This window comes from Ewingella sp. AOP8-B2-18 (assembly GCF_052376015.1).
GTDB classification, from domain to species: domain Bacteria; phylum Pseudomonadota; class Gammaproteobacteria; order Enterobacterales; family Enterobacteriaceae; genus Ewingella; species Ewingella allii.
This window is the reverse complement of sequence record NZ_JBQSVB010000014.1, coordinates 24,913-48,119: the sequence shown is the minus strand read 5'-3', so window position 1 is coordinate 48,119 and position 23,207 is coordinate 24,913. Positions and strand designations below refer to the sequence as shown.

23 protein-coding genes are annotated in these 23,207 nt (G+C 49.9%); 11 read left to right on the top strand and 12 right to left on the bottom strand.

Going from position 1 to position 23,207, the window contains the following annotated elements; genetic code table 11:
* Window positions 1–66: 66 nt before the first annotated feature.
* Complete coding sequence (locus ACT3RR_RS20440) at window positions 67–375, bottom strand: DUF883 family protein (RefSeq protein WP_034792638.1); 309 nt, start codon at window positions 373–375, stop codon at window positions 67–69.
* A 280-nt stretch (window positions 376–655) separates the two neighbouring features.
* Here ACT3RR_RS20440 and ACT3RR_RS20435 point away from each other — a divergent pair, with 280 nt between their 5' ends.
* The gene (locus tag ACT3RR_RS20435) at window positions 656–1,852 is read left to right on the top strand and encodes an MFS transporter (protein WP_496201028.1); all 1,197 of its coding nucleotides are present in this window, start codon (window positions 656–658) and stop codon (window positions 1,850–1,852) included.
* A 148-nt stretch (window positions 1,853–2,000) separates the two neighbouring features.
* A complete protein-coding gene (locus ACT3RR_RS20430; protein WP_034792632.1) occupies window positions 2,001–2,336 on the top strand; it encodes a DUF2002 family protein in 336 nt (111 codons plus the stop codon).
* Between the two features lie 66 nt (window positions 2,337–2,402).
* On the opposite strand, the gene ACT3RR_RS20425 is transcribed toward ACT3RR_RS20430, so the two are convergent.
* Together ACT3RR_RS20425 and ACT3RR_RS20420 are read right to left on the bottom strand one after the other, a co-directional pair.
* Window positions 2,403–3,290, bottom strand: coding sequence for an AraC family transcriptional regulator (locus ACT3RR_RS20425; protein ID WP_496201027.1), 888 nt, complete (start codon window positions 3,288–3,290; stop codon window positions 2,403–2,405).
* Window positions 3,291–3,421: 131 nt separating this feature from the next.
* Window positions 3,422–3,862, bottom strand: a complete 441-nt coding sequence (locus ACT3RR_RS20420) for a DUF1198 domain-containing protein (protein ID WP_034792620.1) — start codon at window positions 3,860–3,862, stop codon at window positions 3,422–3,424.
* 207 nt (window positions 3,863–4,069) lie between these two features.
* On the opposite strand from ACT3RR_RS20420, the gene ACT3RR_RS20415 reads away from it, so the two are divergent.
* Window positions 4,070–4,591, top strand: coding sequence for a class IV adenylate cyclase (locus ACT3RR_RS20415; protein WP_496201026.1), 522 nt, complete (start codon window positions 4,070–4,072; stop codon window positions 4,589–4,591).
* On the opposite strand, the gene ACT3RR_RS20410 is transcribed toward ACT3RR_RS20415, so the two are convergent.
* Window positions 4,588–5,907: a lysine N(6)-hydroxylase/L-ornithine N(5)-oxygenase family protein gene (locus ACT3RR_RS20410; RefSeq protein WP_496201025.1), complete on the bottom strand. Its 1,320-nt coding sequence runs from the start codon at window positions 5,905–5,907 to the stop codon at window positions 4,588–4,590. The two genes, ACT3RR_RS20415 and ACT3RR_RS20410, sit on opposite strands and share 4 nt — an antisense overlap.
* 89 nt (window positions 5,908–5,996) lie before the next feature.
* Between ACT3RR_RS20410 and ACT3RR_RS20405 the strand changes: the two genes are divergently transcribed.
* Window positions 5,997–6,878 (top strand): PhzF family phenazine biosynthesis protein, encoded by an 882-nt coding sequence (locus tag ACT3RR_RS20405; protein ID WP_485903477.1) that lies wholly within the window; start codon window positions 5,997–5,999, stop codon window positions 6,876–6,878.
* 17 nt (window positions 6,879–6,895) lie between these two features.
* On the opposite strand, the gene ACT3RR_RS20400 is transcribed toward ACT3RR_RS20405, so the two are convergent.
* Window positions 6,896–7,765: a LysR family transcriptional regulator gene (locus tag ACT3RR_RS20400; RefSeq protein WP_485903479.1), complete on the bottom strand. Its 870-nt coding sequence runs from the start codon at window positions 7,763–7,765 to the stop codon at window positions 6,896–6,898.
* Between the two features lie 205 nt (window positions 7,766–7,970).
* Between ACT3RR_RS20400 and ACT3RR_RS20395 the strand changes: the two genes are divergently transcribed.
* From ACT3RR_RS20395 to ada, 3 genes are all read left to right on the top strand, one after another.
* Window positions 7,971–9,158 (top strand): M20 family metallopeptidase, encoded by a 1,188-nt coding sequence (locus ACT3RR_RS20395; protein WP_496201024.1) that lies wholly within the window; start codon window positions 7,971–7,973, stop codon window positions 9,156–9,158.
* 21 nt (window positions 9,159–9,179) lie between these two features.
* Window positions 9,180–9,971: a transporter substrate-binding domain-containing protein gene (locus tag ACT3RR_RS20390; protein ID WP_485903482.1), complete on the top strand. Its 792-nt coding sequence runs from the start codon at window positions 9,180–9,182 to the stop codon at window positions 9,969–9,971.
* Window positions 9,972–10,141: 170 nt separating this feature from the next.
* Complete coding sequence (gene ada / locus ACT3RR_RS20385) at window positions 10,142–11,224, top strand: bifunctional DNA-binding transcriptional regulator/O6-methylguanine-DNA methyltransferase Ada (RefSeq protein WP_496201023.1); 1,083 nt, start codon at window positions 10,142–10,144, stop codon at window positions 11,222–11,224.
* Here ada and fos read toward each other — a convergent pair.
* A complete protein-coding gene (gene fos, locus ACT3RR_RS20380) occupies window positions 11,211–11,621 on the bottom strand; it encodes a fosfomycin resistance glutathione transferase (protein WP_496201022.1) in 411 nt (136 codons plus the stop codon). The genes ada and fos overlap by 14 nt on opposite strands.
* A 95-nt stretch (window positions 11,622–11,716) precedes the next feature.
* Between fos and ACT3RR_RS20375 the strand changes: the two genes are divergently transcribed.
* Window positions 11,717–12,253 (top strand): GNAT family N-acetyltransferase, encoded by a 537-nt coding sequence (locus ACT3RR_RS20375; RefSeq protein WP_353503194.1) that lies wholly within the window; start codon window positions 11,717–11,719, stop codon window positions 12,251–12,253.
* 5 nt (window positions 12,254–12,258) lie between these two features.
* Here ACT3RR_RS20375 and ACT3RR_RS20370 read toward each other — a convergent pair whose 3' ends face one another.
* Both ACT3RR_RS20370 and ACT3RR_RS20365 read right to left on the bottom strand, forming a co-directional pair.
* The gene (locus ACT3RR_RS20370; protein WP_353503193.1) at window positions 12,259–12,963 is read right to left on the bottom strand and encodes a GNAT family N-acetyltransferase; all 705 of its coding nucleotides are present in this window, start codon (window positions 12,961–12,963) and stop codon (window positions 12,259–12,261) included.
* A gap of 168 nt (window positions 12,964–13,131) precedes the next feature.
* Window positions 13,132–13,920 carry an ABC transporter substrate-binding protein gene (locus tag ACT3RR_RS20365; RefSeq protein WP_485903489.1) on the bottom strand — a complete coding sequence of 263 codons (789 nt, stop codon included), beginning with the start codon at window positions 13,918–13,920 and terminating at the stop codon, window positions 13,132–13,134.
* Window positions 13,921–14,225: 305 nt separating this feature from the next.
* Between ACT3RR_RS20365 and ACT3RR_RS20360 the strand changes: the two genes are divergently transcribed.
* The 3 genes from ACT3RR_RS20360 (at window position 14,226) to ACT3RR_RS20350 (ending at window position 18,622) form a co-directional block, all read left to right on the top strand.
* Entirely contained in the window at window positions 14,226–14,828 is a 603-nt protein-coding gene (locus ACT3RR_RS20360; protein ID WP_496201021.1) for a uracil-DNA glycosylase, read from the top strand.
* 150 nt (window positions 14,829–14,978) lie between these two features.
* Window positions 14,979–15,476 carry a hypothetical protein gene (locus tag ACT3RR_RS20355; RefSeq protein ID WP_496201020.1) on the top strand — a complete coding sequence of 166 codons (498 nt, stop codon included), beginning with the start codon at window positions 14,979–14,981 and terminating at the stop codon, window positions 15,474–15,476.
* Window positions 15,477–16,087: 611 nt separating this feature from the next.
* Window positions 16,088–18,622, top strand: coding sequence for a DEAD/DEAH box helicase family protein (locus tag ACT3RR_RS20350; RefSeq protein ID WP_496201019.1), 2,535 nt, complete (start codon window positions 16,088–16,090; stop codon window positions 18,620–18,622).
* Between the two features lie 680 nt (window positions 18,623–19,302).
* Here the strand turns inward: ACT3RR_RS20350 and ACT3RR_RS20345 are convergent.
* The 4 genes from ACT3RR_RS20345 to ACT3RR_RS20330 form a co-directional block, all read right to left on the bottom strand.
* Window positions 19,303–19,887 carry a flavin reductase family protein gene (locus ACT3RR_RS20345; RefSeq protein WP_496201018.1) on the bottom strand — a complete coding sequence of 195 codons (585 nt, stop codon included), beginning with the start codon at window positions 19,885–19,887 and terminating at the stop codon, window positions 19,303–19,305.
* Window positions 19,884–20,807 carry a dCTP deaminase domain-containing protein gene (locus ACT3RR_RS20340; protein WP_496201017.1) on the bottom strand — a complete coding sequence of 308 codons (924 nt, stop codon included), beginning with the start codon at window positions 20,805–20,807 and terminating at the stop codon, window positions 19,884–19,886. The genes ACT3RR_RS20345 and ACT3RR_RS20340 overlap by 4 nt, the downstream gene beginning before the upstream one ends.
* A 392-nt stretch (window positions 20,808–21,199) precedes the next feature.
* Window positions 21,200–22,432: an integrase gene (locus tag ACT3RR_RS20335; RefSeq protein ID WP_496201016.1), complete on the bottom strand. Its 1,233-nt coding sequence runs from the start codon at window positions 22,430–22,432 to the stop codon at window positions 21,200–21,202.
* A 394-nt stretch (window positions 22,433–22,826) separates the two neighbouring features.
* Complete coding sequence (locus ACT3RR_RS20330; protein WP_496201036.1) at window positions 22,827–22,934, bottom strand: DUF4113 domain-containing protein; 108 nt, start codon at window positions 22,932–22,934, stop codon at window positions 22,827–22,829.
* Between the last annotated feature and the right edge of the window lie 273 nt (window positions 22,935–23,207).

The following is a 23,207-nucleotide window of genomic DNA, read 5'->3' as shown; positions in this document are numbered from 1 at the left end:
GTACCCGACACAGGAATTAGCACCTGTCCTACTTACTACTCAGGTTACTTCTGCTTACCGAGGCGTTTAGCGGCGACCCAGTAAAACACCGAGCACGATACCTACGGCGGCACCGACACCGACGCCGTGCCACGGATTATCTTTCACGTAGTTGGTCGCCTGGTTAGCCGCGTCAATCGCGTGCTGCTTAATGTTGCTGTTGCCGTTAAAGCGGGCACGAGCATCGCGTAAAACGCCTTCGGCTTTGCCGCGAATTTTTTCCAGCTCATCTTTCGATTTAGCGCCCGAAGATTGCAGCACCTCGTCAAGGGTATCGGCCAGCAGAGTTACATCCTCATTAATGTCTCGTTCTACTTTTTCTGATTTCTTAAACATTTGGCTCTCCTTGTTTGAACTGTACTTTAAGCATAGTCCAAAATGCTGCGATGGAAGGATCCATAGGGGAATCACCCGCGATTTTCGGCGATATTAGCGGTTCTGACTATGAAGCGGCACCAGTCCCCACGCGGCTTAGCGTGACGTGGCTCAGACTTTTCTGTAAGTGGAGAAAGGTTTTACAGCAGATAACATTTTTCCCCGGCAATTAGATTTCTACTTCTGCCAAACCTGTTTATCCTATAAATATTCAATCTGTGATCTCCGTTCGGGTTCTCCCATGTCAGTAAGTACGCTGCGCACCAATCTGCAATTAAATAAACGCATTTTGTCATTCATGACATTCACCTTTGTTTGCTATCTGACCATCGGCTTGCCGCTGGCGGTGCTGCCGGGCTTTGTGCATAACACGCTGGGTTTTAACTCGGTATTGGCTGGGCTAATTATCAGCGTGCAGTACTTCGCAACGCTCATCAGCCGCCCGCACGCCGGGCGCTATGCCGACCAGCTCGGGCCGAAAAAGGTGGTGCTGTTTGGCCTGACTTGCTGTGGTATCAGCGGCGTGTTCTACATGTTGGCGGTGCTGCTGGCGGGATATCCGCTGGTCAGCCTGCTGATGCTGTGCGTCGGCCGCCTGTTCTTGGGCGTGGGCGAAAGCTTTGCCAGCACCGGCACCACCCTGTGGGGTATTGGCGCGGTAGGAGCTATGCACACGGCGCGGGTGATTTCATGGAACGGCGTCGCCACCTACGGCGCGATGGCGGTGGGCGCGCCGCTGGGCGTGATGCTCAATGCGCATTTTGGCCTGACCGGCGTCGCGGTGCTGCTGGTGTTGTCCGTGCTGCTGGCCCTCTGGCTGGCGAGCCGTAAGCAGGATATTTCTGTTACGACGGGTAAGAGGATTGCGTTCAAAGCCGTGCTGGGGCGCATGTGGTTGCACGGTTTGGGCCTCGGCTTCGGTACCGTGGGCTTCGGGGTGATCGCCACCTTCATCACTCTCTACTATGCGGAGAAGAACTGGAGCGGCGCGGCTTTCACCCTGACCCTGTTCAGCTTGGGCTTTGTGGGCATTCGCCTGATCCTTGCAAACACCATTAACCGTTTTGGCGGCCTGCGGGTGGCGCTGGCCTCTTTCTTGTTCGAAGCTTTGGGCCTGCTGATGATCTGGCTCGGCACTGACCCTATCACCGTGCAACTGGGCGCATTGCTGACCGGCTGCGGCTTCTCGCTTATCTTCCCGGCCCTCGGCGTCGAGGCGGTGAAGCAGGTGCCGCCACAGAATCAGGGCACCGCGCTGGGGACATATTCGGCGTTTCTCGACCTCGGCTTGGGGCTGACCGGGCCGATTGCTGGCCTGCTGATCGCGCACGCGGGCACCTCGTCTATCTATCTGGCGGCGGCAATCATGGTGGTATTGGCATGGTTAATGACCTTGCGGCTGTGGGCCAATGCCAAAGCGGCTCCGCCTTCGGTCTGAGGGCGAAAAACCATAGCGTTAAACCCCGAGAATTTATCTTTATTGGCTTTAGATAAATCCTAAAGAGGCCAAATCTCGGGATAAAGTGGTTATTCAGGCGGATGAATACGGTAAGGTCGCTCTGCGGTTAAAGAAGCGAGGAGCAACCATGTATTTACGGCCAGATGAAGTGGCGCGCGTTTTAGAAAATTCAGGTTTTGAGCGCGATTTTGTTGATGATAAAGCCTACGGTTACCACCGGGGTGAGCACTACGTGTATGTGAACCGGGAAGCGCGGTTTGGTCGGACTGCCCTGGTGATACATCCGGCGCTGAAAGAGCGCAGTGAACGTTTCGCCGAGCCAACGGCCTCTTTTCGCAGTAGTCAGGTTTACACCCGTTTCCCGCTGGACGTCGCCAGTGAAAACGAAGCCTATTACGGCATCTGCCACGGTTTCAGCTCACGCCAAATTTTGGCGAGTTATCTCGAAAACGTCTTCCGCTAAGGCGGTCGAAAAGAAAATAGCGCTGAAAATTCAGCGCTATTTTTTTGCCTATGATTGGGCGAACGGCTATTTCAGCGGCAGCAGAATGTCAGTTTGCTGGGCGTGCTCCGGCAACTCTTGGTCAAGCTGCAAATAGCGGAAATAAACCGGGAAATCGCGCAGCTCTTCACCACTTTGCGGCAGCCACTGGCGATACAAATTGTAGACCGTTTCACTGATGCGATCGTAAGAACCCACGTGGCGCACCACGGCACAGCGGCCGCCGGGCAGGGTTTTACTGATAACTCCCTGAGAATTAGCCGGGACTTTGCCCTGCGCCTGCGGGTTGAGTTCGCCACAAATGTCAAAGCGAAACTCCTCGCCCGGCGTGACCAGCGGGTCGTTATAAGGCACGCCGTAGGTGCCTTGCGTCGTGTAATCCGACAACCCCGAGGCTTTGCGCCATTCAATAAAGGTCGCCACCGAGTTGCTGACCCGCATTGGATCGCCGTGGTGCTCCAGCGCCGCCACCGGTATCGGCTCAACTTCAATAATTTTGACGTCCATCTTCTCCATCCTCTTCTGGGTTTCCATGCCGGGAAACTGAAAATGTTTATGCCAGTCCATCCATACGGGTGCCTTGCGGAACTCGCTGGGGGTCAGGCCAAAGGTATGCTTGAAGGCGCGGGAAAAGGACTCCGGATTTTCAAAACCGGCATCTAACGCAATATCAATAATCTTGTCCGGCGACTGCTGAACCAGCCGGTACGAGGCGCGCTTGAGGCGCATCAGCGTGATATAGCGGCTGACGCTCACCCCGCAGAACTGACTGAACTGGCGGTGAAAGTGGAACCGTGAGAAGCAGGCCACTTCGCTGAGCTGTTCAACCGTCAGCGCGCTGTCCAGATGCTGTTCAATAAAATCAATTACCTGCTCGAAGCGCCGGGCGTAATCATCAAATTTATCGTTATTCATTTTCCCTCTCTTCAAGACACCACTTTGCCAGCGGCGGGAGGAGTCATCCTGACTGAGATTGCTCTTTTAGGTGTCGGAAACAAAAACGGCCCAAAGGGCCGTTTCGCGCTGCACTAACCAAGCGTCAGGCTTCAGACTAAGTGAATCTGATTATAGGTTTCATTGTACTGACGGCGGAACTGCGCCAACTCGAACGGTTCGATATCCAGCTCGGAGAAGTAGAACAGCGCCAGCTCGGCATGCTCGCTGGAGAGCTGCGGCGGCAGGTGCGCGCGGATCAGAATTTCGCGCCATTTGATCACGTTTTCTTCCGAAGCGTCTTTAATAAAGGTGTGGTAGATAAACACCACATAGGCCGCCTTGCGGATCTCTTCGGCATAGCCGCCGCTGATGGAGCGGGTAAACATTTGGCTCTGGCGCTTGCCCATTTCTAACAGCATGGAATCGATATAAACCGGCTTAATTTTTAGCAGGCTGGCAAGGGAGTCATTCGCCTTACGGGTATCTGCGGTCATGAACCAATAGCCAACGATAAACACGACAACAACTGCAGCTAACATAATCCATATCATTCTGGACGCTGGCCTCCGGCCTTTGACTGACGTAATGAGAAAGGTGCGCGACACCCGATAGTGCGAGTTTATCTGGTTATTACCTGAAAAGCTTAAGGAGAAAACCAAGAATTTGCGCTGCGTCGATTAACCCTGCGGATGTCACGGTGGTTTCATCATGATAGGGTAAAACAGCTAACTTTTATGGACTGTTTTTAAGGAGAGGGCATGGCCAGAAATGTTGAAATAAAAGCCAGAATTGATGATTTTTCAGCGATGTATGAAAAGCTCGCCCTACTGGCTGAGGGATTGCCGACGCTGATTGATCAAGATGATACTTTCTTTGTTTGCCCGCACGGTCGCCTCAAGCTGCGCACCTTCTCAGCGGATCGCGGTGAGCTGATCTTCTACCAGCGGCCGGATCAGGCCGGACCAAAAACCAGTTTCTACACCCTGACCGAAACCGCCGATCCCGACGGGCTGCGCCATACCCTGACGCTAGCCTACGGCGCTGCCGGGCGGGTTATCAAACAGCGCACTTTATTTATGATTGGTCAGACGCGGCTGCATTTGGATCGCGTCAAGCATCTCGGCGACTATCTGGAGTTTGAAGTGGTGTTGGCTGACCACGAGACTCAAGAGCAGGGCGTGGCCATTGCCGAAGATCTGCTGGAAAAGCTGCACATAGACCGTCAGGAGTTAATCGATCAGGCCTATGTGGATTTGCTGAAAGCCAAAGGCCAGCACTAGCTGCCGCTCCACCACTGCACCAGCGACGGGCCGGGGCTGAGGTCGTAATGCGCCTCGCCCAGCAGGTGGTTGAGGATCTTCGCCGAGCGCCACGCGGTGAGGGTTAGCTGGCCTTCGGCGCTGCCGTGGCTATGGATCCCGGCGTTTACCGCGTAAATGCGGTTGTTGGCCGGGCCTTCCCATTGCAGGTTGAAATTAGGCCGCAGCGGCAGGTGCTGCTCGCGGTCATAGGGAATGCGATCCAGCAGCGGCGCGAGGTAGTCCGGCAGGGCCGGGCGGTAGCCAGTAGCCAGAATCACCACGTCAGCGTCGAAATGCTCCTCGACATTTTCCAGCCCGTGCAAGGCCTGGAGGCGATAGCTGCCGTCGGCCTGCTGGCGGATAGCGTCCAGCGCGCGGTGTGGGAACAGGCGCACATTGCGCGGCTGATGCAGCACGTCAAACTTGTGGTAAAGCTGCTTATAGATGGCTTCCAGCGTGTGGTAGCTGATGCCGTCGGAAGGCAGTTTCTGGGTTTGAATCTCCCGCTCGCGGATCTCTTCCGGCAGGGTGTAGAAGTAATCCACGTATTCCGGTGTGAAATACTCATTGGTGAAAATCGACTCATCCAGCGGCTGGAAGTTCGGGCGGCGCGACAGCCAGCTCAGCTCGGCGAACTCGCCCCAGTGGCCGTCGAGGGCGTTGAGCACGATGTCAGCGCCGCTCTGGCCGCCGCCAACAATCATCACTCTTTTGCCGGTAAAATCATGCTCGCGCAGCTCAATCTCGGCGGCGTGGAAACACTGTTTGCCCAGCGCCGCGCGGGCGCTTTTCGGCACCCAGGGCGCGTGGCCGGTGCCCAGACAGATGTTGCGCGCCCGATGATCGCCCTGCGGGGTGTGCACCACAAACTCTTCGGCGTCGTCGTCAAAGTCGATGGCGTCCACTGGCTGGGAGAAATGCAGATTGTCGATGCGATCGCAGGCCCACTGAAGGTAGTCTGAGAACTCATCGCGGCTGATGATCAGCTGCTCGGTGGCGAGGAAGCGATAAATTTTCTTCTGCTCCACCAGATAATTGATAAATGAGAATTCGCTGCGCGGCGCGACGGTGGTCACCAGATCCTGCAACACGTAGGTCTGCATGGTGGCCGTCGGCAGTAACATGCCGGGGTGCCAGCGGAAGGCGTCATTGGCATCGAAAAAATGGCTGGTCACTTTGCCGGAATCTTTTGCCAGCGCCGCCAGACTCAGGTTGAAAGGCCCAATCCCGACCCCTATCAGGTCAACTGCTGTACTCTTTTCACTGTTTTTAGACATAAATGGCATGGTGGACATACAAGTCTCTTTTGACTTTCGGATGCAGTAATCATAGAACACTGCTTTGAATGTGGATTTTTAATCGCTGAAATTAGACAGGATCTCTCATGACCCGCACACGCCGTTTTAAGCAAGTCGATGTATTTACTGCTGTTCCACTCAAAGGCAACCCGCTGGCTGTTATCTTCGACGCCGACGACCTGAGTGATGAACAAATGAGCGCCATGGCGCGCTGGACCAATCTTTCGGAAACCACTTTTGTGCTTAAACCGACCGACCCGGCGGCGGATTATCGGGTGCGTATTTTCACCCCGGACACGGAGTTCCAGTTCGCGGGCCACCCGACCTTGGGCACGGCGCACTCGCTGCTGGAGGCGGGATTGAAGCCAAAAAACGCGGGTCATTTGATTCAGGAGTGCGGCGTCGGGCTGGTGCCGGTCAAGATGCTGGAAGAGGGCGGTTTGGCCTTCCGCGCGCCGCCTGCCAGCCTGTCAGCACTGGCGGCAGAGCACCTGCCGCTGCTGGATAAAGCCTTAAAAGGGGCGAAACGCCAGCAGGATGCCGTGCCGGTGGCGGTCAGCATGGGGTTGGGTTGGCTGGTGGTGCGCATGGAGAGTGCCAAAGCCTGTCTCGCCGCGCAGTTTGACGCGGAGGCCTTGCAAGAGATCGTACATAAGTCAGGGATGCACGGTTTGGCGATCTTCGGCCTGCATGACCAGGACGGCCCGGCGGATTATGAGCTGCGTGCTTTGATTATCGAGCAGGGCGTGCTGATTGAAGACCCGGTGACTGGCAGCGCCAACGCCTGTCTGGCACGGGTGCTGAAGTCTCAGGGCTTCCCGGACGGAGCGCAAACCGGCGAACGCTATCAGGTGCGTCAGGGCACCATTCGCCAGCGCGAAGGCTGCGTGGCGGTGGAGTACATCGACGGTGAACCTTGGATTGGCGGCAATACCTGCACGCTGATTGACGGTACCGTCACCCTCTAAATTTTAGTTGCTGCGATTCAATTTCTCGCCTCGTCGTGCAGCGCCATTTGCATCAAATGGATAAACGGCTGCATCACCGGCGAGGTGTCCAAATTATGGCGGTGAAGCAGCCAGGTTCGGTTCTTCACCGTTTTGCCATCGACCGTGATCGGGCGGCGATAAAGGTGCTCGGCCAGAGGTAAGTAGCTGGCGACAATGGCATAACCCAGCCCGTGCTCGACCATCGCCAGACAAACCTCCAGTTTATCGACCTCCATCGCAATGTTCGGCGCATGGGAGAAATTGGCATTCCACCAACGCTCAATCAGTTGGGTGACGTGCGCGCCGTGGTGGATTTTTATCTGCGGCATTTGCGGCAATAAAGAGAAGTCGAAATCCTGTCGGTTCACTAAAAAATAGTCGTCCTCCTCCACCAAATGTTTGCCCTCTTTCCAGCTAAAGTCGTCCTTCACCAGCGCCATGTCAATTTCGTTTCGCAGCAGCTTTTGGAAGATCTGTTCGCTAAAGCCACTCATCACGTGAACGCGAATGCCGGGATGGGTTTGCTGAAACTGTTTGAGCAGGGCGGGCAGGCGATAAGCCGCGTAGTTGCTGGAGACGCCGAGGGTGATCTCCCCCTGCTGGCCGCGCTCCATGCTGTGCAGGGTGATTTTCAACTGCTGCAAATCCGCCAGCACCTTCAGGGCGTGCTGGGCGAGATACTCCCCCTGCGCGGTAAACACCAGCCCCTTTTGCCCGTCGGCGAACAGCCGAATCGCCAACTTGCGCTCAATTTGCCGCAGGCGATAACTCAGCGCGGGCTGCGAGGTGTAAAGCTGCTCGGCGGCGCGGGTGATATTTTTATGTTGATAGACCGCCCTAAGAATCAGCCAATCTTTTTCATTCATTGCCGCCCCGTTCCCCGTTTGTTGATGAAATGCCTAAGCCATAAAATAATTTTTGGCTAATAAGCGCAACAGATAAAAAGGCTCAATTGGACGCTTTCGGCAAAAAGCCCTATTTCTGAGGGTGTTCGTCCTGCTCTGAGAAGCATGTCCATGGCGGCGGGCGAAAATAATTTTTGGTTTTTTGCACCACGGCAGGGAAAACAACATGGCTTTTTGCACCATAACAGAACATAAAAATCGCGTGATTGGCGCGGTTGACCAGCTTTCGGATGAGGTAACGCTGCTGGCGCTAAACCTGCATGCCAATCCTGAATTGAGCTTTGAAGAGGTGAAGTCCGCCGCCGCGCTGATTGCGCCGCTGCGCGCCGCTGGTTTTAGCATTGAAGAGGGCATTGGCGACCTGCCGACGGCGTTTCGCGCCACTTTCGACAGCGGCAGGCCCGGCCCGACCCTTGCACTTTTAGCCGAATATGACGCGCTGGAAGGTCTGGGCCACGCCTGCGGCCACAACCTGATTGGCACGGCGTCAATCACCGCCGCACTGGCCTTAAAAGCCTGCGGCGACGCCCTGACCGGCAAGCTGGAAGTGATTGGTACACCCGCAGAAGAAGAGGGCGGCGGCAAAATTATTCTGGCAAACCTGGGCTATTTCGACCACGTGGACGCCGCGATGATGTTCCACCCGCGAGATAAAACCATGGTGACGCGCGGCGGTTTGGCCTGTGTCGATGCCACCTTTAAATTTTACGGCAAGGCGGCCCACGCGGCGTCGGCGCCGCAAAACGGTATCAGCGCGCTGGACGCGGTGATTCACACTTTCGTCGGCATTAACGCCCTGCGCCAGCTGTTCACCGATGACGTCCGCGTCCACGGCATCATCACCAACGGCGGCAGCGCCACCAACATCGTTCCGGCCTATGCCGAGGCGAAATTCCTGATGCGCGCCAACACCGTCAAAGGGCTGGCTATCGTCAAACAGAAAGCGTTTGCCGCCGCGCAAGGGGCGGCCGACATGAGCGGCGCGCGGCTGGAAATCGAAGAAGGACTGACCTACGCCGAGCGCAATAACAATCAGACGCTGGCCGGTTTCTTCCAACAGAACCTGGAGATACTGGGTGTGGAAGTGGTGCCACCGCCACTCAGCGGCGGCATTGGTTCCTCTGATATCGGCAACGTTAGCCAGATCACAGCGGCCATCCACCCTTATCTGCGCATTGGCGATGTGCTGCCGCATACCCCGGAATTTGCCGAAGCCGCGGGCTCTCCGGCCGGGCTGCAAACCATGCTACAGGCCGCCAAGGCGCTGGCGATGACCGCGGTCGACCTGTATCAGGACCCGGCGATGCTCAGCGCGGTGCGCGAAGAGTTTTCACAGTGGCATTCACAGCGATAACCTTGGGAAAGAGAGAACATAATGATGAGAAAAACACTGGTTTTGGCGGCTTTCGGCCTGATGATGAGCAGCATGGCGCACGCCGAAGGTGAGACGCTGCGCGTCGGCGCGGATCTGGCTTTCCCGCCTTTTCAGTTCCGTGATGCCAGCGGCAACCCGAGCGGCTTTGAAATTGACGTCACCAACGCCATTTGCAAGGCGGTTAACGTCAAATGCGAATACGTGGTGAGCAGCTTCGATGCCGAGATCCCCTCGCTGATGGCGAAAAAGGTCGATTTCATCTCGCCACAGGGCGCGACCGAAAAGCGCCGTAAAGTGATTGATTTCAGCGACTTCGTGTTCCACATCCCGACCAAACTGGTGGCCCCAAAAGGCAGCCCGCTGCTGCCAACGCCGGAGTCTCTCAAAGGCAAGCGCGTGGCGGTGCAGCAAGGGTCGATTCAGGAGATGTATGCCAATACTTTCTGGCTGCCGAAAGGGGTAGACGTGGTGGCTTACGCCGATCAGGACACCATCTATCAGGACCTGATTGCTGGCCGCCTTGATGCCTCGCTCAGCCCCGGCGTGGCGGTGACCTTTGGCTTCCTCAACAAGCCGGAAGGCAAAGACTTCGCCCTGACCGGCCCGGAAGTGCGTGACGACAAGCTGTTCAGCATCGGCTCCGCCTACGGCCTGCGCAAAGGCGATGACAAGGTAAAAGCCCTGCTCAACCAAGGGCTGGCGAAAATCATCGCCGACGGCACCTGGGAGAAAATCAAAACGCACTACTTTGGCAATTTAGAAATGGCGGTAAAACGCCCGGCAGGCCAGTAAGCTTCACCCCAACAGCCCTGATATCAGGGCTGTCGGATGACAGACATAATGACGAGCAGCCTCGACCCGTGCAGAATGAAAAAGCAAGAGTCGGAGGGGAGGAGAAAGCGCGTGGCGCTAGACTGGCCTCACTGAATGCGCTTCACTCCGCCTAACAAGAGAGGTCTGTTATGTCAGCCAATCCGAAACATGATGTGCAAAACGATCCGCGCTGGCAGGCGGTGGTGAGCTGCGATGCCGCCGCCGACGGCCAGTTTGTCTATGCGGTGAAAACCACCGGCATCTACTGCGCGCCGTCTTGCGCCTCACGCCAGCCAAACCCTGAAAATGTGCAATTCTTTGGCGACGCCGCCAGCGCCGAGCAGGCCGGGTATCGTCCTTGCAAACGCTGCCGCCAAGGTATGATCTCGCTAGCGCAGTTCCACGCCGAGCGCATTGCCCAAGCCTGTCGCCTGATAGAGCAGGCCAGCGAGCCTTATCCGCTGAAGCAGCTGGCGAGCGACGTCGGCATCAGCGCTTACCACTTCCATCGCCTGTTTAAAGCCCATACTGGCGTGACTCCCAAAGAGTATGCGCAGGCCCTGCGCGGCAAACGCCTGCAACAGAACCTGTCGCAGGATGGGCGGGTGACGGATGCGATTTACCAGTCTGGCTATGCTTCCGATGGCCGGTTTTATGAGAATGCCACGGCGACCTTAGGCATGACGCCAAAAGCTTTCAAAGACGGCGGGCGAAATGTCGAAGTGTGGTTCGCCGTCGGCCAGTGCTCTCTGGGCCATATTCTGGTGGCTGAAAGCGCGCGGGGGATTTGCGCTATTTTGCTGGGGGATGACCCGGACGCGCTGGTGCAGTCGCTTCAGCAGCGTTTCCCGCACGCCGTGCTACAGGGGGCGGATGCTAAGTTTGAACAGCGGATCGCGACCATCGTCGGCTTTGTCGATGCGCCGGAAACCGGGCTGAACCTGCCGCTGGATATCCGTGGGACGGCTTTCCAGCAGCGCGTCTGGCAGGCGCTGCGCGACATTCCGCTCGGCAGCACGGCGAGCTATTCGCAAATCGCCGAGAAGATTGGCGCGCCGAAGGCCGTTCGCGCGGTGGCGGGAGCCTGCGCCGCTAACTGGCTGGCGGTGGCTATCCCTTGTCACCGGGTGGTGAAAAACGACGGCCAGCTTTCGGGTTACCGTTGGGGCGTTGAGCGCAAAAAAGCCTTGCTCGATCAAGAGCATAAAAGCCACGCGGCTAGTCGAAAATAGTCATTCCGGCATAAGGCTGGTTTCTACAGGCGGCCAGCCGATGGTGCAGGCTGCCGTCGTGGGCTTCCAGCTTATGGCCGTCCGGGTCAAGAAAATAGCAGGAGTCGCCCTGACTGCGGTTCTGCTTCCACTCAATCACGCCAGCCTCCTGCAACTTCTGTCTGAACGCAGCCATATGCTCACTGCTAATGCTGAACGCGTAGTGAGTATATTCCTCGTGCGGCGTCGGCGGTTTGACCTGCTCCTTGCTCAGGCAGAGCCACAGGCCGGGTAGCGACAGATACGCGCCGTTGTCCCAGATGGCGTCCAGCTTAAAGCCCAACAGATCGCGGTAAAACGGCACGCTTCTCTCAAGATCGCGGCAAGAGAGGGTCAAATGATTGAAACCGGTGAGCATTGTTGTCTCCTTGAGTGAGGGACTCAGTCTATACTGGCGCGATGACTTTTCGATGACGAAAGCCAAACCCAATAATAACTAAAGGATATCTTCCTGTGACGACTCTGGCTATCAGGGATGCACGAGCATCCGACGCGGCCGCACTGGCTCGCCTGCACGTGGCCGTATGGCGCGAAACTTATCGTGAATTAGCACCGGCCGAGGCGTTTGACGCACTGGATGAAGCCCGCCGTCTGGCTTTCTGGCAGGACAAATTCGCCAACCCGGCCCCAAGGCAGTTTGCTTTGCTGGCTGAGATTGACGGGCGACTGGTGGGGTTCACACTGGCGTCTGAGTCGAGCAATCCGCAGTTTGGCGAGATGGCCGAGATTAAGCTGCTGTATGTCGATACCCAGTATGCACGGCAGGGGATTGGCCGCTGTTTGTTAACTGAAATCGCCCAGCGCCTGAAAAAACATGGCTTTATCGCCGCCGGATTGGGCGTGGTGGTGGGGAATCAACCCGCCATTAACTTCTACACGGCGCTAGGGGGCCAAGAGGCCGGACGCTATACCGATTCCGGCCCTCTGTGGCTTTCCGACAATCTGATTTATGCGTGGCAAGACATCGATCAGCTGCTGCCTTCACGCTAAAACGACTATTTTCTGAAGGCTTCTAAACGCTGTTTCTGCTGGCCGTCGGCGTCGTAGTTGTCGGCGCTCAGCCACTGCTCTAATTCGGCCTTACGCGCTGGCCATTCGCTGTCCAAAATCGAGAACCACTGGGTGTCGCGGTTGCGGCCCTTGGTAACGACTGCCTGGCGGAAAGTGCCTTCGTATTCAAAACCAAATCGCTTGGCGGCGGCGCTGGAGGGCGCGTTCAGGCTATGGCATTTCCACTCGCAGCGGCGATAATTCAGGCCGTCAAACACGTATTTCAGCAGCAGATAAATGGCTTCGGTGCTGTGGCTGCTGCGCTTCATCAGCGGCGACCAGTTCACCCAGCCAATCTCAATCACGCCGTTGACCGGGTCGATGCGCATCAGCGCGACGCTGCCAATGGTGCGCTGCGTGGCGTTATCCACCACTGCGTAAAACAACGGATCTTTACTGGCGGCGTTGGCGGCGATAAAAGTGTCGCACTCGGCCTGCGTCGCCGGGCGCTCAACGGCGAGATAGGTCCAGTCGCGGCCATCGTCGATGGCATGCCAGGCCTCAAATAGCTCTTTGCTGTGGCGCTCCACGCTCAGCGGCTCTAAATGGCAAAAACGGCCATCCAGTTGAATACGTTGCGGGAGTTCGCGAGGCTGCCAGCCCGGCAGTTCATCGCCGACGGGTTGTCCAAAGTGGTTCAGCTGGGTCATGTCTCATTCCATTTCGTCAGTAAGTAGTAAAACCTGCGCCTATAACAGCAGAAGCATGGCTCTCCTTCAAGCCGCCGGCGCGGTTAAAACTGTTATAACTGACTTATCTGCCACCTGCTGACAGCGCGTTTAATTTCGCTGCCAGCGGAGGAGATCAGGGGGCAGGGGTTAAGCAGAAGGTTTGTTGTTTTTGAACACGTCGAAGGTGAAATATTTCTTCTCTAACTGCTTATAAACGCCGTTGGCATGGATCCCGGCCAGCGCCTTGTTGATGATATCCATATGCGCCTGATCGTCTTTGCGCAGCGCAATGGCCGCCCCTTCACCGAGGTACTGCGGGTCTAATACCGTTTTACCCACAAAGGCAAAATCAGCTCCGGCCTTGGTTTTCAAAAAGCCGGTTTCCGCCGCCGCGGCGTTGGTGAAGGTGGCGTCAATGCGGCCGGATTCTAAATCCAAATTCACCGCGTCCTGATTCTGGTAAGAGACCACCTGCACGCCTTTCGCCTGCCATACCGCCATGGCGTAGGTTTCCTGCGTGGTGCCCTGAGATACGCCGATAATTTTGCCTTTCAAGGCTTCGGCGGTGGCATCCAGCGTGCTGCCTTTTTTGGCGACTAACACGCTAGGAATGTTGTACAGCACGTCGGTGAAATTCACCTGCGCCTTACGTTTTGGCGTGATCGCCATGGCCGACAGCACGGCATCGAACTTCTTGGCGTTTAGCGCCGGAATGATGCTGTCATAGGCTGTTTCCACCCATTCGCACTTGGCGTTGGCCTGCTTACAGATGGCATTGCCCAAATCGATATCAAAACCCACCAAGGTGCCGTCAGCCGCTTTGGATTCAAAAGGCGGGAAAGAAGGGTCCACCCCAAACTTAAGCACGGTTTCCGCGTGGCTCATCGCACTAAATGAACCCAGTAACGCCAACATCACTGCACTGTATTTTTTCACGATATTTCCCCTGGAATAAGACAAGTAGTAGAACGTAAAACCTACTGATTGAATTTAAAGCAAGTTGTGTGCCGTAACCCAGAAGTATTTATCTGTGCAGTTAGTTTAGAGGGATTTGCTTAGGGAGATGTGGGGGAGGGGGATGACATAGCGTTGGGGATGGGAGCAATAGGGGTGGCAATGGAGCCGGCATTTTAGTGTTAGTAAAAACTTTCAAACTGGATGCGGTCGCAGAGGATCGCTATTTTGAAATGACTGGCTACAGTATTATTTGACGATATCTTTGCACTAACGGTTAGGGTGATATGGGATTTGATAACTTTTCCTCGCCACGCTCCTTGCGTTCTATCGAGGCTATTGAGGCCAAAAGATCATTGCTGTTTGCGCCTCATATTGAACAGCTCACAAAGTATGTTGAAGGGCTAAAGATTAAATATCCGGGATGGGAGTTCCCATATTTCGACCCACATGATGGTGGGCAGTTAGCGGATATTCTATTTTTGCTAGAAAAACCTGGTCCAAAAACCTCACCAAAGTTTGGTGGTTCAGGTTTTATTTCCCGAGATAATAATGATTCAACAGCCGAGGCTTTATTTAATTTTATGAACAAGGCCGGCATTCCACGGCAACGTACTGTCCTGTGGAACACAATCCCAGGCTGGAACGGTACAATTAGGATGACATCCCTCGAAAACAAAAATGGTCTTTCCGAGCTTGCTCATCTTTTAACTCTTTTACCCAATCTCTCAACCGTCGTATTAGTTGGCCGTAAAGCCGAGAAGGCCTCACCGCTATTAGAGCACCTTCCCGTTAAAATCGTTGTTTCGGCACACCCCTCACCCAAGGTTAGAGCAATTAATAGACCCATGTGGGATAGCATTCCCGGACGTTGGTTGGAGGCTTTATAAACTAAAGAGCCGCCATTTGTAAAATCTTCATTGAGACTCAGTTCATTGATATAGAACTCACTGGAAATTTTGATGTTTTTTACGGGTATTACGGCTGCTATGAGCATAAGCTGTTGTGCTATATGACGCTTTCTGAGGAGCATGCAAAATATGTTCGACCATTCTACTCCCCCCGAAGTCGCAGAATGGTTTGCCAGCTTCGGTGTCGCCGAGGTGCCATATAGCGGGTGTTCCATCGACCTAACCAACGAACCGCCTGAGCATTGGTTTTACAAGCGCAACAAGTTGCGGCCTGAAAGCCTGAAACTTGAGTTACGCATCCCATCTAACGGGAACTGGTTGGTCGACCTATCGCGTCATGACAAGCTGTTCAATATTCAGTGGCGCCCGAATGATGACCTGCGCATAGAGTCGGAGCAACTGCGCTACCGAAAATTGATCAAATGGCCCCGACTATCCAGCCTTATGGATTTTCCCCTGCTGGCTGGGCAACTGGAGCAATGTCTGGACGTGCGCTTCCTGCGGCATGCCAATTTCGGAGCGCGCTTGCTCGAACCCGAGGCACTATCGTGCAATCCCAAAATCCGTCAATGGTTAGCACCCTGCGCCGACACTTTTGGATGGAACAGGAAAATGCAGCCGGAGTAGCGAGTATGGCGAAGGTGTTCTGCAAATAACAAAAAAGCCGCAAACCCTTTCAGGTTGCGGCTTTCTTTGCGGTGACGGCCTTATCTGGTGATAACCGATACCTTGGGTGGGGGAGTCTGAATTGGTTGTGTAACTTGTTGTTTAATAGCTTATAATCTTCAGTTCAATTTTCATTTTGGTCCCATTGTTGGTCCTAAAAGAAAATGTCAGGTTTTTTGCAGGGGAGTGGAGGTTACAGCAGGAGCCTCATCGTCTGTGAGATTAGCATTTTGCCTTTCTTAAATCTCGCCTGTTTTCAGGTCTTTTAGCAAGTTAGTTTTTAACAAGCCAGCTTAGCGGATCGCTCACAGAATTTAAGACTTGCAATTTGGCTTAAGTTATATCATCAGGTTTGTTATAACTTTTTGAGAATCATTGAAATTATAACCTAACCTAACGTAACTATATATTTTGAATGTATGATGGATTTTGGTTCTAGATCACTCTTCTATTTTATGTTCCTTGATTATATTTTAATTAATGGGTTAGTCTATCATTGTATATGCTGAGTTATGACTCTCATATCTCAGTACTAATTTTAAAAGACTAATTTAAAGTTTAGGGACGTAGATATGATTGATTTCACACAGCGACTAAAAAGAAAAGAACGAAACACAGTTATTAACCCACTCGAGATTTATGAATCTTTAGATAGGCGCAGCGTTGCTGGACCTTTAAGACCCTCACAGTTGGAAATATTAAATAAATGGTGGGGGATGTATAAGGATAAAAAAGATAATATTATAAAGTTACATACAGGCGAAGGAAAAACTCTTATAGGATTACTTCTTCTACAGTCAAAATTGAATGAATATAATCAGCCCTGTGTTTATGTTTGCCCTAACATTTATCTTGCAGATCAAGTTATGGATGATGCTAGGAAATTTGGCATTCCCTACTGTTCTATTGATGAAACGAGAGCATTACCTGATGATTTTCTTTCTGGCAGAAAGATATTAATTACATATGTGCAAAAATTATTCAATGGAAGAACTGTATTTGGACTTGGTGCAAAATCCGTAGATGTTGGGTCAATCATTTTAGATGATTCTCAGGCTTGTATTGATTCAATAAAAAGCTCAATGATGATAAAGGTAAGAAAGAATCATTCGCTTTTTAAAAAAATACTTGGGTTATTTTCTGATGAATTACGCGATCAAGGAGAAGGTTCTTTTTTAGAAATTGAAAATGGTGTTTCTCAGAGCACCATTTTAGCAGTGCCTTACTGGACTTGGATAGAAAAGAAAGATGCTGTTGCAAAAATCCTACTGGATTATGTAGATGATAAAAAAGTAAAATATGCATGGCCGCTTATTAAGGATTCATTACAGTGTTGCCAGGCTTTCTTTTCTGGTGAATATTTAGAGATATCACCATTTACATCTGTAATCGAAAAATTTGGAAGTTTTAGTAACGCAAAATTTAGATTTTTAATGTCTGCTACAACTCAAGATGACTCGTTCTTTATCAAGGGGCTAGGTTTTGATATCGATGCAGTTAAGAACCCTATGAAAAGTGATACTCTTCTTTGGTCAGGCGAGAAAATGATTTTGATTCCGTCATTGATTAATGATGATTTTACAAGGGATCGTATTCTAAATTGGTTGTTGAAGCCCTACGATAAGAGAATTTTTGGAACTGTTTGTCTAACGCCGAGCTTTAACAATAACGAGCAATTTGAAAAGATTGGTGCAGTAGTATCTACTACTGATACCATGTTTAGTAATGTCGAGAAGTTAAAAAATGGGGTCTATTCTGAGGCTATTGTTTTCGCCAATAGATATGATGGAATCGATCTTCCTGATGATTCCTGTCGGGTATTAATAATCGATTCAAAACCATTTTCTGAAACATTGACTGAAAGGTATGAGGAAGAAGTAAGGCCTAGTAGTGACATAATCAATATTAAGATTGCTCAAAAAGTGGAGCAAGGTCTCGGAAGGAGTGTTAGAGGGCAGAAGGACTATAGTGTTATTGTTCTTGTTGGCGGTGATTTGGTTCAATTTATTAAAAGTCCGTTAACAAAAAAGTATTTTTCAGAGCAAACAAAACAACAAATTGAAATTGGGAATGAGATAGTTTCTTTTGCAAAAGAAGAGTTGGCTGGACTAAATCTGAGCTCTTCTCAAATACTTGTTGATATATTAAATAAGTGTACTACTCGTGATGACGGATGGAAGCAATTTTATGTTGAAAGAATGGGTGAGATTAAAAAAAGTGCCGATAATAAAGGGTTGTATGATCTAATTCTGCTTGAAAATAAAGCTGAAAAACTCTTTGTTAAAGGGGATGTGGATAGAGCTTGCAGGACAATACAGGATATCTGTGATCATCATGCTCAGGATCCTAGAGAAAAAGGGTGGTACCTACAACTTTTAGCTAGATATATGTATTCTTTAAGTAAGGCTGAATCTAACAAGTATCAAAAATCTGCGTTTCAAAACAACAACTCACTTCTCAAGCCAAGAGATGGTATTGAATATAAAAAAATCGGAAAAATAAACACTAGCAGAACTCAAAGAATCAAAGAATGGATGGCATCGTACGATGACTATCAGTCTTTGATGATTGATATTGATGGTGTCCTTGAAAATCTTAGTTATGGAGTCCATTCCGAGAAGTTTGAGAAGGCTTTAGATGATTTAGGCGGTATGATTGGTTTCGTATGCCAGCGTCCAGATAAAGAAATACGCAAAGGACCTGATAACCTTTGGGCTGATGTTGATAATCAGTACATTATGTTTGAATGCAAAAATGAAGTTGATGAGGATAGAAAAGAAATAAACAAAGATGAAGCGGGACAAATGAACAACCACTGTGGGTGGTTCGATGATTTCTATCCAGGGGAGAAGTGTCTTAAGTTTATGATAATTAATACTCGTCATCTTTCTTATCATGCGGACTTTACTCATGAAGTAAGAATAATAAAGAAAAATAGTTTGAGAACATTAAAAAACAATGTGAGGAGTTTTTTCAAAGAGTTTCGTGGGTTTGATATTCATCAATTGTCTGATGAGAAAATTCATGAGTTTATTATACCGCATAAGTTAAGTGTACATGATTTTTATAACGAGTACAGTGAGTCCGTAATAAAAACAACTAGATAGAAGTATAATAGGGGGCTACGGCTCCCTATTATATTTATGAAACTATTTGACAAGTCCGGTTTAAGTTATGGATAAGTGAAAAGTTGAAATCAGGGAAAATGCACTTTTAGTGCTGTCTTCTTTGACTCTCAATGATACCAACTGAATCGCCGCTGGTTCAACAGACACCTAATAGTCATTTAAAGTGGTTTAAAGAGAGGTGCCCATGCGAGGTAAGCGTTATCCTAAGGAGTTTAAAATTATAGCGGCCAAACAGAAAGTTAATAATGGTCACTCTATTCCTTGATTGGTAGCACGATCTAGTATTTCCACCTACTGCTTTTGTTCTTGGATCAAAGTATATGGTTTGGATTTCTTCCTTAACAAAGTCTAGCAAGATGCTCGATCTGAGATCCGATGGTCAAGCGGGATACTGACGAATAGTAGATATTAGGGATACTTACATAGCGAACTCACCACTCATCAATGATGGGACTTATATCGAGCAAGGGTGGGTTTTGGGATAGTTTGGGGAATGCAAGAAAAATTGTTGTAAAAACGAATTTTTCCACGCTAAAAAAAGATTGGATTAGATATTTACTGTAGAGATAATTTTACTTGGTTTGAAAATTACGAAGTTACTTAATACAAGATGTTATATTTTGGGCATTTTTTAATGCCCAAAATATACCTACTAAAATTCATGTTTTATTGTTAAAAAAATCGATGTATTTATCATCCTCACCATTTACGACACCGATTCTATGCATTCCTTTCTTAACTAATAAATCATATCCAAGCGTATTTGGACCGATAGATATTAAATTTTTTTCAACTATTGTCTTATTTAAGTGATAACCTAACACTTCACAAAACAAGGTTATATGATCACCTGTTTTGATACGACTAATGACTTTAACTTCGATATTGGCAATGGCTTCAGCTATGCCAGGTATCTCAACATTAGGCAACTCTAATTTTGTAAATCCACACGTCGAAAATTTATCGACATCTCGACCGCTATAAAACCCGCACTGCATGGCTTCATTGGCTAACGACTTTCCTGGAATAGTTAAAACCACTTCCTTAGATTGCTCAGCTAAGTGATAAGAATAATTCCTATCTTCTATTGATATCGATATCATCGGTGGATTATAAGAGCACGTAGTTGTAAAGCATAACGTAATAATATTAAATCTATTTAATTCAAGATCGGAAAAAATGCCTAGCATTATTTTACTAGGTTGATAATATTCCCTGAGTTTTTTGCGGGTAATTTTAATCATTTAATAAATCTTCTCAAAACTTTCTCATATAGGTAAGTAGCAATTATAGAACAAACAATGTTGATAATTACTACCAACCACATAGGTTGATTTGAGTCGCTATTAACCCAGCCAGCCACAATAGTCGTTAATCCAAATTTATCTATCCAAAACGCAGATGCAGTGCCCAAGCCTAATGATGCCAGCCAAGACCAATATTTGATCTTTTTTTCTTGTTTTCTTAATAAGCTATTAATTGAATCAATATCAGAAAGCAGCTTCATATATGCCCTTGACAATGCAATATCTGTCCGAACGGATTTTTTTTGTATAGCATCAATTGCTATAGAATTTTTAATTTCATCGAATAATTCTTTTAACTCAACTTTTTCGAAAGCAGAGGTTAACTCCCTATCAATACTTTGCTTAACTTTTGTCGCTCGTACACCACTCCTTCCTTTATGAGTTATTGATGGTTCATCTGATAATTTTATAAACTCAACCCTGGCAAGGGGAATCCCTTCATCCATTGTTAAAGTTCGGTTGGAGTTATTGATTAACGTGATAGATATCTGACCTGTAAATCCCGGATCAACATAAGTATTTTCAGCTGAAAATCCAGCCATAAAAATCTGCCCGACAGTATTTACTCGAGCATAAACATTTTTAGGTAAAGAAAAAACTTCTTTGGAGTAGACTAGTATGGTATCGCCCGGGTTAGCGCAAACTTTCCCAGTCGACTCTTCTTTTTCATTTCGTTGAATATTACCTTTGTCGTCATATTTGATGAGCTCAAAACCAGCATCTAAAGATAACTCATATGTTGAATATTTAGCTTTGGTCTCATCTGCATTTTCACAAAATAATTGCGACAATGCTTTTTTAATAAAGTTATCCGTTAACATGCCATTGGGATATTCTTTATCGCATAAAAGTGTCATTAGATTTTCCTTGACTAATCTGGTTTTAAATGAATAGATCAAATCTATTAGAACTTTCCATTACTATATCAAGCACGATCAATGCGATACGAGTAAAGTTGCATAACCGGGGAGTTTTATATGTTGAAATTGAAAATATCATTTTTTTAGCTCGATAACTCCAGCTTATCCTAGTGCACGTGATCGTATCCCCGTTATGTAAGTGGAAAGGCTTCAACAGAGATGTGCTTTTTATCGCGCAACACGCAGCAGGTGCTGGGTCAGTTCAACGACGAGACCCGCTTCTGGCTTTGCACTGCATCGACTCATTGAAACCAAAACACATACCGGATGGAAATATAATAATTCTCCAGATCAGCCCAAAAGTCTAGGCTCATCTGAGTTCATATAAGTCATCCGATCAACCGCATTCCTTTCATTCCCCCATTAATAATGCTCCCACGATCTGCTGCCATAATAAAGTCAGCCCACCACTGCATCATTGGTCGTCTCTGCTCAAGATAATCGGTACGGTTGTAAGCAAGACGTACCTCATTCTTATCCACATGGGCTAATGCTGCTTCAATAACATCAGGCGGAAATCCTTCCTCATTGAGTGCTGTACTGGCGATAGAACGCAATCCGTGAGAAACGAGTACGCCTCCTAAACCAGCACGCTTGAGTGCTGCATTCACTGTTTGGCTGTTCATTGGTTGGGTTGGTTTGATGCGACTGGGAAAGATAAATTCTCGGCCACCACTGAGTGACTTCATCATTTCCAGAATAGAGAGAGCCTCATCGGATAGTGGAACCGTATGGTCCCGGTTCATCTTCATTCGAGCTGCAGGAATTTTCCATTCGTTGGCATCAAAATCGATCTCATCCCATCGAGCCTCAGCAGGGCGGGTAATGGTGAGGAGTTGCCACATGAGCAGGCACCTTGTGGACAAGCTGATACTTGCCGTACGCATAGTCTGCATTAGCTGTGGAAATTGATCTGGGTGGATGCTTGGCATGTTTTTCTTTTGCGGTTTCTCGAAGGCTTTCCCGATGTTTACGCTGGGAACCGCATCAATCAAGCCCGTGTTCTGTGCATAAATCATGACTTCGTTAATACGCTGACAAAGACGGCGAACAGTCTCTAATGCACCTCTGGCCTGAACCGGCTGAAGGGCTTTAACCAGAGTATGAGCCTTAATCTCAGTGACACTGATATCACCGATTGCTGGGAAAACATCTCTCTCAAGTGAGCGCCATATATCGTCGGCATAGTCCTCTGTTACGCTGGCTTTCTTCACATTCCACCAACGCTCAGCAACTAACAGGAAAGTGTTGGTTTTGGTCTCTTGATAATTTCTCACCAGTTCTTTCTGATGTTCCTGAGGATCAATGTCTTTCGCCAATAAAACTTTAGATTCGGCTCTAAGTTTACGTGCATCAGAAAGCGAGACGGCAGGGTAGGCACCGAAGCTCTGTTTGGTTCGCTGCTTGGTCAGAGGCCGATAGTAACGGAATTGCCAGAGCTTACTACCGCTGGATTTGATTAGCAGAGTAAGCCCATCACCATCATACAGTTGGTAATCGGCATCTTTAGGTTTGGCGGCTTTGATTTCCGTATCGGTTAACGGCTTGGTTTTTCTTGCCATGGGGAGTCTCCATGCGTTTAGGTCTAATGAAAACAATAGAACCTTTCGTTTGGCCTATCAATGGGCCTAAAAGGTTCGGATTTAATTAGTTGAGTTCGGACTTCGCGGAACAAATGAGGGCACAAAAAAGCCCGCAGGGCTTGCGCCATACGGGTTCTTAGGACTTCATCGGTCTCTGGTAATCACGGATGGAGAGTTTTGGGCTGGAATGGCACGAAGTGATTAGGTGTCGTGGGGGAGGGGCCACACCTCCTTTCCAGAAGGCCGAAGGTCATCGCTCCTTGCTAGAGATGATGCTCTCTGATGCTTTAGTTCCTCGTTTGGAAAAGAATTCCCCGACCAAAATTTACCTTTTCAGAGAGCTTTGAATCGACAGCTCAACCCTCTGTGGCTTTTACCTCGCAATCAGCAGGTCCTCCCTGCGGGTCGTGTAACAGGGGCACAAATGCTCTTGTCGCATCATCCAATTAGGTGAACCCGTGCCTTGACTGGCAAAGCCTATGCGCCTAATTCCTTGGTTTGGATCTAGTCTATCACTGCCATCAACGCATCCGATTGAGCGGACGGCGGTACAAAAAGGTCGGCCTGTAGTGGCTTTGCTAATGCTCCACCACTGTCAGTGATTTTACTAACTTACGAGGTGTCCATCGAGAATGGGTTAGATCATCGTGCTGCTCGAACGACAGGCCGAGAATTCGAGTTCGCAGTTCGCACCAGTGAAGTGGGAGCCGTCAGCTACCCGCTAATTTTGCATAGTTATTTAATGGTTGATTGG

What these genes read in the sequence shown, in the direction of transcription:
- ACT3RR_RS20440 (WP_034792638.1), bottom strand. Translation starts at nt 375, where the DNA reads ATGTTTAAGAAATCAGAAAAAGTAGAACGAGACATTAATGAGGATGTA.
- ACT3RR_RS20435 (WP_496201028.1), top strand. Translation starts at nt 656, where the DNA reads ATGTCAGTAAGTACGCTGCGCACCAATCTGCAATTAAATAAACGCATT.
- ACT3RR_RS20430 (WP_034792632.1), top strand. Translation starts at nt 2,001, where the DNA reads ATGTATTTACGGCCAGATGAAGTGGCGCGCGTTTTAGAAAATTCAGGT.
- ACT3RR_RS20425 (WP_496201027.1), bottom strand. Translation starts at nt 3,290, where the DNA reads ATGAATAACGATAAATTTGATGATTACGCCCGGCGCTTCGAGCAGGTA.
- ACT3RR_RS20420 (WP_034792620.1), bottom strand. Translation starts at nt 3,862, where the DNA reads ATGATATGGATTATGTTAGCTGCAGTTGTTGTCGTGTTTATCGTTGGC.
- ACT3RR_RS20415 (WP_496201026.1), top strand. Translation starts at nt 4,070, where the DNA reads ATGGCCAGAAATGTTGAAATAAAAGCCAGAATTGATGATTTTTCAGCG.
- ACT3RR_RS20410 (WP_496201025.1), bottom strand. Translation starts at nt 5,907, where the DNA reads ATGTCCACCATGCCATTTATGTCTAAAAACAGTGAAAAGAGTACAGCA.
- ACT3RR_RS20405 (WP_485903477.1), top strand. Translation starts at nt 5,997, where the DNA reads ATGACCCGCACACGCCGTTTTAAGCAAGTCGATGTATTTACTGCTGTT.
- ACT3RR_RS20400 (WP_485903479.1), bottom strand. Translation starts at nt 7,765, where the DNA reads ATGAATGAAAAAGATTGGCTGATTCTTAGGGCGGTCTATCAACATAAA.
- ACT3RR_RS20395 (WP_496201024.1), top strand. Translation starts at nt 7,971, where the DNA reads ATGGCTTTTTGCACCATAACAGAACATAAAAATCGCGTGATTGGCGCG.
- ACT3RR_RS20390 (WP_485903482.1), top strand. Translation starts at nt 9,180, where the DNA reads ATGATGAGAAAAACACTGGTTTTGGCGGCTTTCGGCCTGATGATGAGC.
- ada (WP_496201023.1), top strand. Translation starts at nt 10,142, where the DNA reads ATGTCAGCCAATCCGAAACATGATGTGCAAAACGATCCGCGCTGGCAG.
- fos (WP_496201022.1), bottom strand. Translation starts at nt 11,621, where the DNA reads ATGCTCACCGGTTTCAATCATTTGACCCTCTCTTGCCGCGATCTTGAG.
- ACT3RR_RS20370 (WP_353503193.1), bottom strand. Translation starts at nt 12,963, where the DNA reads ATGACCCAGCTGAACCACTTTGGACAACCCGTCGGCGATGAACTGCCG.
- ACT3RR_RS20360 (WP_496201021.1), top strand. Translation starts at nt 14,226, where the DNA reads ATGGGATTTGATAACTTTTCCTCGCCACGCTCCTTGCGTTCTATCGAG.
- ACT3RR_RS20355 (WP_496201020.1), top strand. Translation starts at nt 14,979, where the DNA reads ATGTTCGACCATTCTACTCCCCCCGAAGTCGCAGAATGGTTTGCCAGC.
- ACT3RR_RS20350 (WP_496201019.1), top strand. Translation starts at nt 16,088, where the DNA reads ATGATTGATTTCACACAGCGACTAAAAAGAAAAGAACGAAACACAGTT.
- ACT3RR_RS20345 (WP_496201018.1), bottom strand. Translation starts at nt 19,887, where the DNA reads ATGATTAAAATTACCCGCAAAAAACTCAGGGAATATTATCAACCTAGT.
- ACT3RR_RS20340 (WP_496201017.1), bottom strand. Translation starts at nt 20,807, where the DNA reads ATGACACTTTTATGCGATAAAGAATATCCCAATGGCATGTTAACGGAT.
- ACT3RR_RS20335 (WP_496201016.1), bottom strand. Translation starts at nt 22,432, where the DNA reads ATGGCAAGAAAAACCAAGCCGTTAACCGATACGGAAATCAAAGCCGCC.